We start from the raw sequence: 14,663 nt of genomic DNA on the forward strand, positions 1-14,663 counted from the left end.
CGGGGTGCAAATATACAACCCTTTTTTTATCCTAAACAAACTTTTTTTAACCTTTTTTGAATCTTTTTCTTAAACACCTTTTAAAACTCTTATTAACTGCATTTTATATAATTGAGTTTTTTTTAAAATATATACATTAGTAAAAAATCGGATATTATTAAAACCTAAATTTTATAGATTGATATAACCAATCTCTTACAATAAGTCCAAATCATCTTGATCCAAACTAAACGAATCATGCCTATATATAAGTATAAAACATTAGTCCATTATAATCTGATACATTATGTTATATAAATAATGGATGGAACATTGTATGTAAAATTTTATACTATTATCTTTGCTTCTTTATTTTAAGACATATATATAATGATACAGATTACATTACCAGATGGTAGTATTAAGTCGTTTGAAAAGAATACGACTGCAATGGAGGTTGCAAAAAGCATTAGTGAAGGGCTTGCTAGAAATGTTATTTCTGCTAGTTTTAACAATACTATTATTGAAACGACCACTCCATTAACTACCAATGGTTCATTAATCTTATATACATGGAATAACGAAGAAGGTAAAAAAGCATTTTGGCATTCTTCTGCACATATATTAGCACAAGCTATAGAAGAACTATATCCTAATTCAAAATTATGGGTTGGTCCAGCTATTGAAAATGGCTTTTATTACGATATTGATTTAGGAGAAGAAACTATTTCAGACAAGGATTTTAAGAACATTGAAGATAAAATGTTAGAAATAGCTAGAGGTAAACATGATTTCAAAATGAGATCTGTATCAAAGGCTGAAGCTTTATCATACTATAAAGGTAAGAATAGTTATAAAGTAGATTTAATTGAAAACCTTGAAGATGGTACCATTACATTCTGCGACCATTCAACTTTTACAGATTTATGTCGTGGTGGTCATATTCCTAACACAAGTATTGTTAAGGCTGTAAAAATTCTAAGTGTTGCAGGAGCTTACTGGAAAGGTGATGAAAATAATAAGCAATTAACTCGTGTTTATGGTATTTCTTTCCCAAAACAAAAAGAGCTTACTCAATATTTAGAACTTCTTGAAGAAGCAAAGAAAAGAGACCACAGAAAACTTGGTAAAGAATTAGAGTTATTTACTTTTTCGCAAAGAGTTGGTCAAGGACTACCTTTGTGGTTACCAAAAGGAGCTGCCTTACGTGAGCGCTTAGAAAACTTTCTAAAAAAAGCTCAGAAAAAAGCTGGATACGAAATGGTAGTTACCCCACATATAGGTCAGAAAGAATTATATGTCACATCTGGACATTATGCAAAATACGGAGAAGACAGTTTTCAACCAATACACACTCCTAAAGAAGGTGAAGAGTTTTTATTAAAACCAATGAACTGCCCTCATCATTGTGAAATATATAATAGCAGCCAGTGGTCTTATAAAGATCTTCCAAAGCGATTTGCTGAATTTGGAACCGTTTATAGATATGAACAAAGTGGCGAACTACATGGATTAACACGTGTGAGAGGTTTCACTCAAGATGATGCACACATTTTCTGCACACCAGACCAATTGGATAAAGAATTTAAAGATGTTATAGATTTAGTACTTTATGTCTTTGGCTCATTAGGCTTTGAAAATTTTACAGCTCAAGTATCTTTAAGAGATCCTGATAACCCAGAAAAATATATTGGAGATGATCATTTATGGGAAAAGGCTGAGCAGGCAATTATCAATGCAGCAGAAGATAAAAAATTAAATTTTGTCATTGAAACTGGTGAAGCTGCTTTCTATGGACCAAAATTAGATTTTATGGTTAAAGATGCCCTTGGTAGACAATGGCAACTAGGAACTATACAAGTTGACTATACGCTTCCTGAACGTTTTGATTTAACTTATAAAGGCAGTGATAATGAATTACACAGACCTGTAATGATTCACCGTGCACCTTTTGGAAGTATGGAACGTTTTATAGCAATTCTACTTGAACATACTGGAGGAAATTTCCCACTTTGGTTGATACCAGATCAAGTAATTGTGTTATCAATTAGTGAGAAATATGAAAAATACGCGAAAAAAGTTTTAAATGTGTTAGAAAATAACGAAATTCGCGCCCTGATTGATAACAGAAATGAGACCATGGGTAAGAAGATTCGGGAAGCCGAAATGAAAAAAATCCCATATATGGTCATAGTTGGAGAGAATGAAGAGCAAGAAGATATGATTTCTGTTCGCCAACATGGTGGAGAAGATCTTGGCATGATTACTGTACAAGATTTGACAGATATTATAAATAAAGAGATAAATAAGTCATTAAAGACATTTTAAAAATAAGTTTAACTAAAATTATAAAGCCATAGCAATACGTAGAAGAAAACAAGTCTCTAGACGAGTTAGTCAAGAAGATCAACACAGAATTAATTCTAAAATTAGGTCTGAAAAAGTGCGATTAGTAGGTGATAATGTTGAAGTTGGTGTATACCCAACTAAGGACGCACTAGCTATTGCAGATGAACAAGGTTTAGATCTTGTTGAAATATCACCTAAAGCTGATCCTCCGGTTTGTAAGGTTATGGATTATAAAAAGTTTCTTTACGAACAGAAGAAACGTGAAAAAGCTTTAAAATCTAAAGCTAGCAAAGTTGTAGTTAAAGAAATTCGATTTGGTCCACAAACCGATGATCATGATTACGATTTTAAAAAGAAACATGCTGAGAAATTTTTAAAGGAAGGTGCAAAATTAAAAGCTTTTGTATTCTTTAAAGGTCGTTCGATTGTTTTTAAAGAACAAGGTCAAATCTTACTTTTAAGATTAGCTCAAGATTTAGAAGAATTAGGTAAAGTGGAACAAATGCCTAAATTGGAAGGTAAACGTATGACCATGTTTATAGCTCCAAAAAAATCAAAATAAATCCTGATTTACAGGTTGAAAATAATAAGTGAAATAAACAAAACTAGGAGAACAAGATGCCTAAAATGAAAACCAAATCTAGTGCCAAAAAACGTTTTAAGTTAACAGGTACTGGTAAGATTAAAAGAAAGCACGCTTTTAAAAGTCATATCTTAACAAAGAAGTCTAAAAAGCGTAAGTTAGCATTAACTCACAGTACTTTAGTACATGCGAGTGATGAGAACAGTATTAAAGAACAATTACGATTAAAGTAATCACGTTCGGTTAAATTATTATTTAAACCCTGGAGTTAGGCAATTAAAGTGTCGATTATCGGCCGCCTACTACAAAAAACAATTAAATTATGCCAAGATCAGTAAATTCTGTTGCCAAAAGAGCCAGAAGAAAAAAGGTGCTTAAACAAGCAAAAGGTTACTTCGGACGTCGTAAAAACGTTTGGACAGTAGCAAAAAATGCGGTTGATAAAGCGATGCAATATTCGTATAGAGACCGTAGAAACAAAAAGAGAACATTCCGTGCTTTATGGATTACGCGTATTAACGCTGGAGCTAGAGAACATGGATTATCTTATTCTCAATTTATGGGAAAATTAAAAGCTAATGATATTGAATTAAACCGTAAGGTTTTAGCAGATTTAGCTATGAATAATCCTGAGGCTTTTAAAGCTGTAATAGAGAAAGTAAAATAAGGCGTTTCGCCTATTGTATAACATATTTCACTTATAAAAAAACCAACTCTTTTGAGTTGGTTTTTTTGTTTAAAGAATTACATTATACATTTTTATAAATTGAATTAACGTTATAATTCATTCCAAAGTTTAACAAATAACAAAGAGAGTTAATGCAGTTAAGTTTTCTGCTTCTTTTTTCTTGCTGCCGGAAACAAGACATTATTTAAAATAAGCCTATAACCTGGTGAAGTTGGATGCAGGTCTAATTCTGTTTTTGGGTCTCCTACTCTATGTGTATAATCTTCTGGGTCGTGACCTCCATAAAAAGTAAAAAAACCTTTTCCTTTTATTCCATGAATGTATTTGGCTTCTCCATTGGTTTTGTTTTCTCCAAGCACTAATACATTTGACTTAATTTCATCTCTTGTAAAAGACGTTGTTTGTCCCATAAACCCTTTAACTAAAGCTGTATGGTTCTGATTTAACATCGTTGGAATTGGATCCCATTTTGCAGAAAAATCCATCAATGTAAAATAATCTGTCATTTTAGGAATCTGTCTTTTTTGAGTCATATCTATAGAAGAAAACTCATAAACCATAGGATTTCTTTCCAATTTAAAATCTTTAAATGCGAACGTTTTATTGTAATTTATTTTAGATTGATAGTTTGGATCGCTAGCGTCTCCATCGAACATGGGTTCGCAAATATCTATTCCTTCTGCAGAGAGAGCTATATCAAAACTATCTGTAGCGCTACACATAGCAAACATGAAGCCTCCACCTACTACATAATCTCTTATTTTTAAAGAGACAGCAAGTTTTTCTTCAGATACTTTAGAATAACCCAATTTAGCTGCTAATGCTTCAGAAGCTTTCTTTTCTTCTATGTACCAAGCAGCAGTTCTATAATTTGCGTAGAATTTACCATATTGCCCTGTAAAATCTTCATGGTGTAAATGCAACCAATCGTAAAGTAATAAAGCATCATTCAACACTTCTTCATCATATACTGTTTCATAAGGAATTTCAGCATAAGTTAAAACCATGGTTACAGCGTCATCCCAAGGTAGTTTTCCTTTTGGCGTATAAACAGCAATTTTAGGTGCTTTCTCTAAAACAACAGCTTCCATATTTTTACTAGGACTACTAATTTCTTCTAGTATGGATTCAGTTTTGGCATCAGATAATATTTCAAAAGAAACTCCCCTTATTTGGCATTCACGTTGAATTTCTTCAGTATCTGGCATTAAAAAAGAACCTCCTCTGTAATTTAATAACCATTTTACTTTTAATTGTTTTTCTAAAGTCCAATAAGTAATTCCGTAAGCTTTTAAATGATTTTTCTGACTTTCTGCATCCATAGGAATAAGGATATATGATGCAAATGTGTTTACCGAAAATAATAGGACAAATATAAGGGCTAGCTTTTTCACAGTTGAAATATACTTAAAAATTATGCCTCTAAATACCTTTTAAATAAAATTTAACCTATAGTTACTTATTAACTGTTTCTTGAGAGAATATCTGAGAGAACTTTGGTTGATGGAAATTGGTCTAAGATAATTTTAATAAAAACTGTAATAGGAATGGCCATAATTAAACCTGGAACTCCCCAGAGAAAACCCCAAAACATAAGCATCACTAAAACGGTTATAACGTTTAATGAAAATGATTTTCCCATAAAAATAGGCTCTAAAATAGAACCGAATAATACTTGAACACTTGTAATTGATATGATAAAAAACAGGAGTGTACTTGTTGGATCTAACTCAATAAAAGCGAATATTGATAATAAAACGACTGTAATAATAGAACCAACCATTTGCACAAAATTAATAACAAAAGCAAAAAGACCCCAAAAAATTGGAAAACTCACATCGAAAAACAAGCAAGCTAAACCAGTTCCAATTCCAGTTGCAAGGCTAACAAAAAACTTGACTTTAATAAACTTTATAAGATCTTTTTCAATCTTAAAAAACGTTTTAAGAGATGTATGTCTCTGTTTTAGGATGGTACTATTTAATACTTTTTGGATATTTATAGATTCAGCTAACCATAAAACAACGAAAAAAATTATCATGAGTATCATGGTAAGCGTTCGTTGAATGAAGTTTATAGTGTTTCCTAAACTATCTTTTGCAAGAAACTGTTTTAAAACACTTTCTTTATCATCTAGTTTGAATCCAAATGTTTCTTGTGCTAAATGAAATAAACTGTCTAACTTTACTTCTGCTTTAGAAAAGAATTCGGTATCTGAATTTAGGATTTGTTTGCTTGATAATTGGATTAATTCTACACCAATTTTCAAACCTCCAATGATTAGTAAAACAACAATTACAATACTAATGAATTTAGGAACATTCTTTTTCCCTAACCAACGCATAATTGGCAAAAAAAGTAGTGCAATAAACATCGAGAACACTAATGGAACAAAAATGAAAGAAAGTATTTTTAGTAAATAAAAAATTAAAGGGATAACAATTACTAATAATAATATGTTTGTGGTTCTTAATTTATCCATAATATTTGAGCTATATAAAATAGACTTGGGCTTTAAAATGGCACGTCGTTATCATCTTCTGGTGTACCGAAAGCATCACTTGCAGAAGGGAAATTATCTGGAGAAAATGTATTATCGTTTGCTGCAGCATTCATTTTAGAATGAAACTCTTGTCCAAATGGTGTATCAAAATCATCAAGATTATCAAATTTACCTAAATGACCAATAAATTTTAGACGAATATTCTCTAATCCTCCATTTCTGTGTTTCGCAATAATAAATTCGGCTTGACCTTCAGTTGGTGTTCTTTCATCGTCGTCCCATTCGTCTATTTTATAATATTCCGGTCTATAAATAAAGGATACAATATCAGCATCTTGCTCGATGGCTCCAGATTCACGAAGATCGGAAAGCAAAGGCCTTTTGCTACCTCCACGCGTTTCAACTGCACGAGATAATTGCGACAAAGCAATTACAGGGATACTTAATTCTTTTGCTAATGCTTTAAGGTTACGCGATATCATAGAAATCTCTTGTTCTCTATTTCCACCTTTCTGGCCACCACCTGCAGTCATTAATTGTAAATAATCCACCACAATTAATTTAATACCATGCTGAGAAGACAGACGTCTAGCCTTAGCTCTAAGGTCAAATATAGAAAGTGAAGGTGTGTCATCAATAAACAAAGGTGCTTTTTCTAAGCTCTTAACTTTAACATTTAGTTGTTCCCATTCATGTTTTTCTAGTTTTCCAGTTCTCAACTTTTCTGAAGACAAACCAGTTTCACTAGAAATTAAACGCATAATTAATTGTACAGAAGCCATTTCTAATGAGAAAAAAGCTACAGGGATGTTTTGAGTGACAGCAATATTTCTTGCCATAGACAAGGTTAGGGCAGTTTTTCCCATACCTGGTCGAGCAGCTACAATAATCAAATCGCTTTCTTGCCAGCCAGAAGTAAGTTTATCTAGTTTTGTAAACCCAGAAGGAATACCACTCAAGCCTTCTTTATTAGAAATTTCTTCAATTTTCTTTTTAGCTTGAATAACTAATTCTTGAGCTGTTTCACTAGATTTTTTTATATTTCCTTGTGTTACTTCATATAGTTTAGATTCTGCGCGATCTAACAAATCAAAAACATCTTGGGTTTCATCGTAAGAATCTTCAATAATTTCATTTGAAATTTTAATTAAACTTCGCTGAATAAATTTTTGAAGAATGATTCGTGCATGAAACTCAATGTGGGCAGATGAAGACACTTTTTGAGTTAATGAAATAAGGTAAAAATCTCCACCTGCTAAATCTAACTTTGAGTTTTTCTTTAATTGGCTAGAAACGGTTAATAAGTCGACTGGTTCACTATTTTCAAATAATTGAAAAATAGCTTCAAAAATATGTTGATGAGCTTCTTTATAAAAAGTGTCAGCACTTAAAATATCTATAACCTCATCGACTCCTTTTTTATCAATCATCATTGCGCCAAGCACAACTTCTTCTAAATCAATAGCTTGAGGTGGTATTTTACCTCTTTCCAGATTGATAATTGTGCTTTTATCTACTTGATATCCTTTAATTTGGTTCGGTTGTTTCATACGTTACGAAAGTAGCTAAATTGAAAAGAAAAATGACGAATAATCAACTCTTGATTGTTCACCATAAGTTAACAATTTAACTGTTAATAACTTAAAAATATTGTTAATAAGCATAAAAAAATCTGAAATATGACATTTCAGATTTATGCATTATAGGTTTTAGTTGAGTTAACTTTTAAAAACACCCATTTCCATATATTTTTCCATGCGTTGTTTTACTAATTCTTTTGGTGATAAGTTTTTTAATTCATCGTAAGACTTAATTATTGCCTGACTAACCGATTTGAAGGTTGTTTCTCTATCACTATGTGCTCCTCCTATTGGTTCTTTTATAATTGCATCGACTACTTTTAGCTTTTTAGCATCTTTAGCTGTTAATTTTAAGGCTTCGGCTGCTAGTTCTTTTTGATCCCAGCTACGCCATAAGATGGAAGAGCAGTTTTCTGGTGAGATAACAGAGTACCATGAATTTTCTAACATAAGAACCTTATCTCCTACTCCTATTCCTAATGCTCCACCAGAAGCACCTTCACCTATAACGATGGTAATAATTGGCACTTTTAAACGTGTCATTTCAAGAATATTTCTTGCAATGGCTTCACCTTGCCCACGTTCTTCAGCTTCTAAACCTGGGTATGCCCCTGGTGTATCGATTAAAGTAACAACTGGAATTCCAAATTTTTCGGCTGATTTCATTAAACGCAAAGCTTTTCTATAACCTTCTGGGTTTGCCATTCCAAAATTTCTGTATTGTCTAGTTTTAGTATTATAACCCTTTTGTTGACCAATAAACATAAAACTTTGGTCTCCAATTTTCCCTAATCCGCCAATCATGGCTTTATCGTCTTTAAAGTTTCTATCGCCATGAAGCTCTAAAAAAGTGTCTCCACATAGGGCCTTAACATAATCTAAAGTATAAGGTCTACTTGGATGACGAGACATTTGTACACGTTGCCAAGGGGTTAGGTTTTTATAAATTTCTTTTTTGGTAGTTATAAGTTTTTTTTCAATTTGTTTACAGGTTTCCGTAACATCTACTTCGCTCTCTTGACCAATAACTTGGCATTTCTGCAGTTGATCTTCAAGTTCTTTAATAGGAAGTTCAAATTCTAAATATTCCATTGGAAGTTATAGTTTGTTTTTTGTTAGCTTACAAAATTACATATTTTATTTCGTTTAAATTTTCGATTTAAACATAAAATTTCATGTCAATAATTAAATAAAAATAAGGTTTTAAAAACAAACTAGCTACTCTTCTAGACTAGTTCTTTTTCTTTTTCTTTTAATTTTGATGTTTTTCAATATTCCATTTAGCATCACTACGCCAATAATAATTGAAGCTCCCAAATAAAAAGACGGACTCATTATTTCTTTTTTTGGAAATAAAATAAGCGCTAAAACAATACCATAAATTGGTTCTAAATTATAAGTTAACACTACTGTATATGGACTAACGTATCTCATAACATAAACTGAAGCAATAAAGGCATATGCTGTACATACAGAGGCTAAAACAAAAAGATAACCAAAGTCTGATATGCTTAGAACAAAGAACTCTTTTGAAAATCCATTACCAAATAAAATAATAAACAAACTAATAAATAAAACACCACTAATAAACTCGTAAACTGAAATAACAGTTGCCGTATGTTTCTCTAAGAATTTGCCGTTTAAAACAGCAAATGTAGAGGATAAAAATGCTGAAACAATTCCTAAAATAATACCATATAAATATTTAAACTCACTATTAGTAATGATAGCAACACCAACCATAATAAGAAGTCCAAATACAATTTCATACCAAATAATTTTTCGTTTATAAATTATAGGCTCAAGCAATGAAGCAAAGAATGCTCCAGTAGAAAACATCGCAAGGGTAATAGATATATTTGACACTTTTATCGATTCGAAAAAAGTAATCCAATGCAAAGCAATAATAATACCAGCAAAGGCTAATTTTGCAACCGATTTTAATGGGATCTTAATATTTATCTTAGCAAAAATAATATACATAAACATTAAGGCAGTTGCTATAAGCATACGATACCAAACCAATGACACGGCATCTATAGATATTAACTCACCTAAAATAGCTGTAAATCCTGCGATAAATACAAGAAGATGTAGGTGCAGGTAATTTTTTAAATTATCGTTTAGCATTGTAAAGAAGATAAGCCGCTAAAAAACCAAAAATCACATTAGGAAACCAAACTGCCACCAATGGAGAAAAATCTGATTGTGAGGCTAACACACCAAATATTTTATCGAAAAACACAAAAACCATAGCGATACAAATTCCGAAAGCTAGGTTAACTCCCATTCCACCACGACGTTTAATAGAAGAAACAGCTACTGCAATAATCGTTAAAATAAATACAGATACTGGTAAACTCCATTTACGATATTTTACCAATTTATATCTATTTATATAAGACGATCCCCTCTTTTCTTCTTTTTCAATAAATTTATTTAACTCGCCATAAGGTAATGTTTCTGCTATGTAAACTACTGGTGTTAAATCTTCTAAATCGAATGGAAAAAGGGTGTCTTTTTTTCTTACTATATCAAGAATGTCATCGCTTTCTCCAATTAATCTTTTGGTATAATTATTTAAAATATATGTGCTATCTTCTTCATTAAACTTAATCGTATTAGCACTAATCTTATAAGTCATTTTATCATCTTCAAAATGTTCTAAAGTAAAATTTCTACCGATTTTTTGTTTCACGTCAAAATTTTTCACATAAATATAATCGTGATCATTAATTTGCCTATAAACGTTCTGATTATTAAGTGCATCATTACTGTTTTTAAGGTATTTATAATTAAAATCGTTAAACCCTCTACTTGCATTTGGTGCTAAATACATGCCTAAAACCAAAGCTAAAATAGCAACAATAGTAGCTCCAATCATGTAAGGTCTTAAAAATCTAGAGAAAGAAACACCAGAACTTAAAAATGCAATAACTTCTGTGTTATTAGCCAATTTTGAAGTAAACCAAATTACAGAAAGGAATAAAAACAATGGAAATAATAAATGGGCGAAATAAATTGTGAAGTCTAAAAAGTAGATTAATACTTCTCCAAAAGGCACTTCGTTTTCAAGTATTTTACCTATTTTCTCTGCTAAATGGACTGTTATTCCAATAGGAATAAACAATAGCAACATGATAAAAAATGTAAACAAATAACGTTTTAATATGTACCAATCGAGTATTTTCAAAATTATAGTCGTTTATCCATTTGTTTCACCATCCTATCTTTCCAAATTCTAAAATCTCCTGCTAATATATGCTTTCTCGCTTCGCGAACCAACCACATATAGAACCCTAAATTATGTATGGTTGCTATTTGCGCTCCTAATCTCTCGTTTACAGTAAATAAGTGACGAAGGTAGGCTTTAGTGTAATCTGTATCTACAAAAGTAATTCCCATATCATCAATTGGTGAAAAATCGTCAGCCCATTTTAAATTCTTTATATTAATGGTACCTTGGGCTGTAAATAACATGCCGTTTCTAGCATTTCTAGTAGGCATCACACAATCAAACATATCAACTCCTAAGGCGATATTTTCAAGAATATTTATAGGAGTTCCAACACCCATTAAATATCTTGGTTTGTCTTCTGGTAGAATATCGGTTACAATTTCTGTCATGGCATACATTTCTTCAGCTGGTTCCCCGACAGACAAACCTCCAATAGCATTCCCTTCTGCACCTGCATTGGCAATATATTCGGCAGATTGCTTCCTTAAATCTTTATAGGTGCTTCCTTGAACAATAGGAAAAAAGGTCTGACTATAATTGTATTTAAAAGGCACTTTTTCTAAATGATTAATACATCTATCCAACCATCTATGCGTCATATGCATAGAGCGTTTTGCATAATGATAATCGCACGGATAAGGCGTGCATTCATCGAATGCCATAATAATATCTGCTCCAATGGTTCGTTGAATTTCCATCACATTCTCTGGAGTAAACGTATGGTAACTTCCGTCAATATGACTTTTAAATTTAACGCCTTCCTCTTTTATTTTTCGATTAGCAGAAAGCGAATACACTTGGTATCCACCGGAATCGGTTAAAATATTACGATCCCAATTCATAAATTTATGCAATCCTCCAGCTTTTTCTAAAATAGTTGTTTGTGGACGAAGGTATAAATGATAGGTATTACCTAGAATTATATCTGGATTAATATCATTTTTAAGTTCACGTTGATGAACCCCTTTTACAGATGCAACAGTACCAACTGGCATAAATATTGGAGTTTCTATTTTACCATGATCTGTTGTAATTACTCCAGCCCTGGCATTTGATTGAGTGTCTTTTCCTTTTAATTCAAAAATCATATACTAATAACATCAGTTGGCAAATATAAATAACATAAAGCGAGGAATTTCTTAATAAAATCAAAATTGTTAGCAAAACACCAACATTCGTTAATAAGTGACTTAAAACTCCTTTTGAATACGTATTTTAAACCATTATTTTTGCAACTGAAAAACTAACAAAATAAACATGCCAAACACACAACAATTAAAAGATTTAACTACCCAGGTTCGTAGAGATATTCTTCGAATGGTACACAAAGTAAATTCAGGTCATCCTGGAGGTTCCTTAGGATGTGCTGAGTTTTTTGTAGCACTTTACCAAGAAATTATGGATAGAAACACCCATTTTGACATGGATGGAATTGATGAAGATTTATTCTTTTTATCGAATGGCCATATTTCTCCAGTTTATTATAGTGTTCTTGCAAGATCTGGTTATTTTCCGGTGGACGAGTTAAACACCTTTCGTTTAATTAATTCGCGCTTACAAGGTCACCCAACAACTCATGAAAACTTACCAGGAATACGAATTGCCTCAGGTTCTCTAGGTCAAGGTATGTCTGTTGCATTAGGTGCTGCTCAAACCAAAAAATTAAATAAGGATTCGCATTTAATATATAGTTTGCATGGTGATGGCGAATTACAAGAGGGTCAAAACTGGGAAGCCATTATGTACGCTGCAGGAAACAAAGTAGATAATATTATTTCTACTATAGATTTAAATGGTCAGCAAATTGATGGTTCTACAGATACCGTTTTACCAATGGGGAGTTTAAAAGCAAAATTTGAAGCTTTTGGCTGGACAGTTGTTGAAATAAACGAAGGAAATAACATCGAAGCTATTTTAAAAGGCATGGCTGAAGCAAAAAGTAAAACTGGGCAAGGAAAACCAGTTTGTGTTTTATTAAAAACCATTATGGGTAATGGTGTCGATTTTATGATGCATACACATGCATGGCATGGCAAGGCTCCAAACGATGAGCAATTAGCTAATGGGTTAGCGCAAAACCCAGAAACTTTAGGAGACTATTAATTATCAATCAACAACGAACATGAAAACATACATAAATACAGGAAATAAAGATACTCGTTCAGGCTTTGGAGACGGTTTAACAGAATTGGGACAAACGAATGAAAATGTTGTGGCATTATGTGCCGATTTAATTGGCTCTTTAAAGATGGACGATTTTAAAGCAAATCATCCCGAACGTTTTTTTCAGGTAGGGATTGCTGAAGCTAATATGATTGGTTTAGCAGCTGGAATGACGATTGGTGGAAAAATTCCATTTACTGGTACTTTTGCTAACTTTTCTACGGGTCGTGTTTACGATCAAATTCGTCAGAGTGTTGCTTATTCAGATAAAAATGTAAAAATATGTGCCTCACATGCTGGTTTAACTTTAGGTGAAGATGGTGCTACCCATCAGATTTTAGAAGATATAGGCTTGATGAAAATGTTGCCAGGAATGACGGTTATTAACACTTGTGATTATAACCAAACAAAAGCAGCAACTATTGCTATTGCAAATCATCAAGGACCAGTCTACCTACGTTTCGGAAGACCAAAAGTGGCTAACTTTACTTCTGAAGATCAGACATTTGAAATTGGGAAAGCCCTTCATTTAGTAGAAGGTTCAGATGTTACTATTGTTGCCACTGGGCATTTGGTGTGGGAAGCTCTTGAAGCTGCTAAAACTTTAAATGAAAAAGGGATTTCTGCTGAAGTTATAAATATTCATACCATAAAACCATTAGACGATGAAGCCATTATCAAATCTGTTTCAAAAACAGGCTGTATAGTAACTGCTGAAGAACATAATTTTCTTGGAGGTTTAGGTGAAAGTGTTGCACGAGTATTAGCAACAAAAAAACCAACACCACAAGAATTTGTGGCTACCAAAGATACCTTTGGTGAATCAGGAACCCCTGAACAGCTTATGGAAAAATATGGTTTAAATAGCCAAGCCATTATTAAAGCCGTTGAAACTGTATTAAAAAGAAAATAATTGCTTTAATGTTTCGTTTTATATTAAACCCTAAAACGAAAATTTATGAAGCAGGTATTTTATTTAAGTATAGTTCTAATAGTTTTTACAACGTTTGCTCAAGCACAAAACAAATCTGGTTTTGGATTTAAAGGAGGTTTAAACTATAATGCAAATGGGGACTATTTTGAATCTATAGGAAGTAATGCAGAACATCCAGATAGACATGTAGGTTATCACTTTGGTATCTTTGGTAAGATAGGTGGTAAAATTTATTTAAAACCAGAATTGGTTTATACAAGCACTAAAAGTGACTATAATACTGGGAGTTTTAAAATGCAAAAGCTGGATGCTCCAGTATTGGTTGGTTTAAGATTCTTTGAATTTCTTAATGTCTTTGCTGGTCCTTCTTTACAATATATTCTAGATTCAGAATTTGAAGGAATTGACATTAATGAAATTGAAAATGATTTTACTGTTGGTTTAAACTTTGGCGTTGGAGTTAGTTTCAACAGAATTGGAATCGACCTAAGATATGAAAGAGGGTTTAGTGAAAACGAAGCTACTTTTATAAATAGTAATTCTGGTTTAAATGTCAGTAGAATTGATACTAGACCAGATCAATTAATCTTGAGTTTATCTTTTCTTTTATAAACAAAAAAACCTCTTAATAATTTAAGAGGTTTTT

Annotated in this window: 14 protein-coding genes; 7 read left to right on the forward strand and 7 right to left on the reverse strand. The window is 32.1% G+C overall.

The window, feature by feature from the left end; genetic code table 11:
* The first annotated feature begins 369 nt into the window (after positions 1-369).
* The 4 genes from thrS to rplT all read left to right on the forward strand — a co-directional run bounded on the left by thrS (position 370) and on the right by rplT (position 3,578).
* The gene (gene thrS, locus ACI5KZ_RS07960; RefSeq protein ID WP_406847380.1) at positions 370-2,307 is read left to right on the forward strand and encodes a threonine--tRNA ligase; all 1,938 of its coding nucleotides are present in this window, start codon (positions 370-372) and stop codon (positions 2,305-2,307) included.
* A gap of 28 nt (positions 2,308-2,335) precedes the next feature.
* The gene (infC, locus tag ACI5KZ_RS07965; RefSeq protein ID WP_165815813.1) at positions 2,336-2,890 is read left to right on the forward strand and encodes a translation initiation factor IF-3; all 555 of its coding nucleotides are present in this window, start codon (positions 2,336-2,338) and stop codon (positions 2,888-2,890) included.
* A 56-nt stretch (positions 2,891-2,946) separates the two neighbouring features.
* On the forward strand, positions 2,947-3,144 hold the full coding sequence (gene rpmI, locus ACI5KZ_RS07970) for a 50S ribosomal protein L35 (protein ID WP_109308746.1): 198 nt from the start codon (positions 2,947-2,949) through the stop codon (positions 3,142-3,144).
* A gap of 89 nt (positions 3,145-3,233) precedes the next feature.
* Positions 3,234-3,578 (forward strand): 50S ribosomal protein L20, encoded by a 345-nt coding sequence (gene rplT / locus ACI5KZ_RS07975; protein ID WP_109308747.1) that lies wholly within the window; start codon positions 3,234-3,236, stop codon positions 3,576-3,578.
* 158 nt (positions 3,579-3,736) lie between these two features.
* Here the strand turns inward: rplT and ACI5KZ_RS07980 are convergent, their stop codons facing one another.
* The 7 genes from ACI5KZ_RS07980 to tgt form a co-directional block, all read right to left on the reverse strand.
* Positions 3,737-4,921, reverse strand: a complete 1,185-nt coding sequence (locus ACI5KZ_RS07980) for an asparagine synthetase B (RefSeq protein ID WP_406847519.1) — start codon at positions 4,919-4,921, stop codon at positions 3,737-3,739.
* 140 nt (positions 4,922-5,061) lie between these two features.
* Complete coding sequence (locus ACI5KZ_RS07985; RefSeq protein WP_109308749.1) at positions 5,062-6,081, reverse strand: AI-2E family transporter; 1,020 nt, start codon at positions 6,079-6,081, stop codon at positions 5,062-5,064.
* Between the two features lie 32 nt (positions 6,082-6,113).
* Positions 6,114-7,652 carry a replicative DNA helicase gene (gene dnaB, locus ACI5KZ_RS07990; protein WP_406847381.1) on the reverse strand — a complete coding sequence of 513 codons (1,539 nt, stop codon included), beginning with the start codon at positions 7,650-7,652 and terminating at the stop codon, positions 6,114-6,116.
* Between the two features lie 168 nt (positions 7,653-7,820).
* Positions 7,821-8,774 (reverse strand): acetyl-CoA carboxylase carboxyltransferase subunit alpha, encoded by a 954-nt coding sequence (locus ACI5KZ_RS07995; RefSeq protein ID WP_109308751.1) that lies wholly within the window; start codon positions 8,772-8,774, stop codon positions 7,821-7,823.
* A 126-nt stretch (positions 8,775-8,900) separates the two neighbouring features.
* Positions 8,901-9,812: a DMT family transporter gene (locus tag ACI5KZ_RS08000; protein ID WP_109308752.1), complete on the reverse strand. Its 912-nt coding sequence runs from the start codon at positions 9,810-9,812 to the stop codon at positions 8,901-8,903.
* Complete coding sequence (locus ACI5KZ_RS08005; protein ID WP_109308753.1) at positions 9,799-10,875, reverse strand: LptF/LptG family permease; 1,077 nt, start codon at positions 10,873-10,875, stop codon at positions 9,799-9,801. Before ACI5KZ_RS08005 ends, ACI5KZ_RS08000 begins: the two co-directional genes overlap by 14 nt.
* Positions 10,876-10,877: 2 nt before the next feature.
* Positions 10,878-12,008 (reverse strand): tRNA guanosine(34) transglycosylase Tgt, encoded by a 1,131-nt coding sequence (gene tgt, locus ACI5KZ_RS08010; protein WP_406847382.1) that lies wholly within the window; start codon positions 12,006-12,008, stop codon positions 10,878-10,880.
* Positions 12,009-12,177: 169 nt separating this feature from the next.
* Between tgt and ACI5KZ_RS08015 the strand changes: the two genes are divergently transcribed.
* From ACI5KZ_RS08015 to ACI5KZ_RS08025, 3 genes are read left to right on the forward strand one after another with little or no spacing between them, the layout of a single operon-like run.
* Positions 12,178-13,023 (forward strand): transketolase, encoded by an 846-nt coding sequence (locus ACI5KZ_RS08015; RefSeq protein WP_406847383.1) that lies wholly within the window; start codon positions 12,178-12,180, stop codon positions 13,021-13,023.
* Between the two features lie 19 nt (positions 13,024-13,042).
* Entirely contained in the window at positions 13,043-13,996 is a 954-nt protein-coding gene (locus ACI5KZ_RS08020) for a transketolase family protein (RefSeq protein WP_406847384.1), read from the forward strand.
* A 45-nt stretch (positions 13,997-14,041) separates the two neighbouring features.
* Positions 14,042-14,629, forward strand: coding sequence for an outer membrane beta-barrel protein (locus ACI5KZ_RS08025; RefSeq protein ID WP_109308757.1), 588 nt, complete (start codon positions 14,042-14,044; stop codon positions 14,627-14,629).
* The last annotated feature ends 34 nt before the right edge of the window (positions 14,630-14,663 follow it).

The sequence above is a fragment of the Xanthomarina sp. GH4-25 genome (assembly GCF_045363175.1).
Classification (GTDB): Bacteria; Bacteroidota; Bacteroidia; order Flavobacteriales; family Flavobacteriaceae; genus Xanthomarina.

Excerpts from the sequence above, each read along its gene's own strand:
- ACI5KZ_RS08020 (WP_406847384.1), top strand. The coding sequence starts at position 13,043 with ATGAAAACATACATAAATACAGGAAATAAAGATACTCGTTCAGGCTTT.
- rplT (WP_109308747.1), top strand. The coding sequence starts at position 3,234 with ATGCCAAGATCAGTAAATTCTGTTGCCAAAAGAGCCAGAAGAAAAAAG.
- ACI5KZ_RS08000 (WP_109308752.1), bottom strand. The coding sequence starts at position 9,812 with ATGCTAAACGATAATTTAAAAAATTACCTGCACCTACATCTTCTTGTA.
- ACI5KZ_RS08025 (WP_109308757.1), top strand. The coding sequence starts at position 14,042 with ATGAAGCAGGTATTTTATTTAAGTATAGTTCTAATAGTTTTTACAACG.
- ACI5KZ_RS07980 (WP_406847519.1), bottom strand. The coding sequence starts at position 4,921 with ATGGATGCAGAAAGTCAGAAAAATCATTTAAAAGCTTACGGAATTACT.
- tgt (WP_406847382.1), bottom strand. The coding sequence starts at position 12,008 with ATGATTTTTGAATTAAAAGGAAAAGACACTCAATCAAATGCCAGGGCT.
- ACI5KZ_RS08015 (WP_406847383.1), top strand. The coding sequence starts at position 12,178 with ATGCCAAACACACAACAATTAAAAGATTTAACTACCCAGGTTCGTAGA.
- dnaB (WP_406847381.1), bottom strand. The coding sequence starts at position 7,652 with ATGAAACAACCGAACCAAATTAAAGGATATCAAGTAGATAAAAGCACA.
- thrS (WP_406847380.1), top strand. The coding sequence starts at position 370 with ATGATACAGATTACATTACCAGATGGTAGTATTAAGTCGTTTGAAAAG.
- rpmI (WP_109308746.1), top strand. The coding sequence starts at position 2,947 with ATGCCTAAAATGAAAACCAAATCTAGTGCCAAAAAACGTTTTAAGTTA.
- ACI5KZ_RS07995 (WP_109308751.1), bottom strand. The coding sequence starts at position 8,774 with ATGGAATATTTAGAATTTGAACTTCCTATTAAAGAACTTGAAGATCAA.
- ACI5KZ_RS07985 (WP_109308749.1), bottom strand. The coding sequence starts at position 6,081 with ATGGATAAATTAAGAACCACAAACATATTATTATTAGTAATTGTTATC.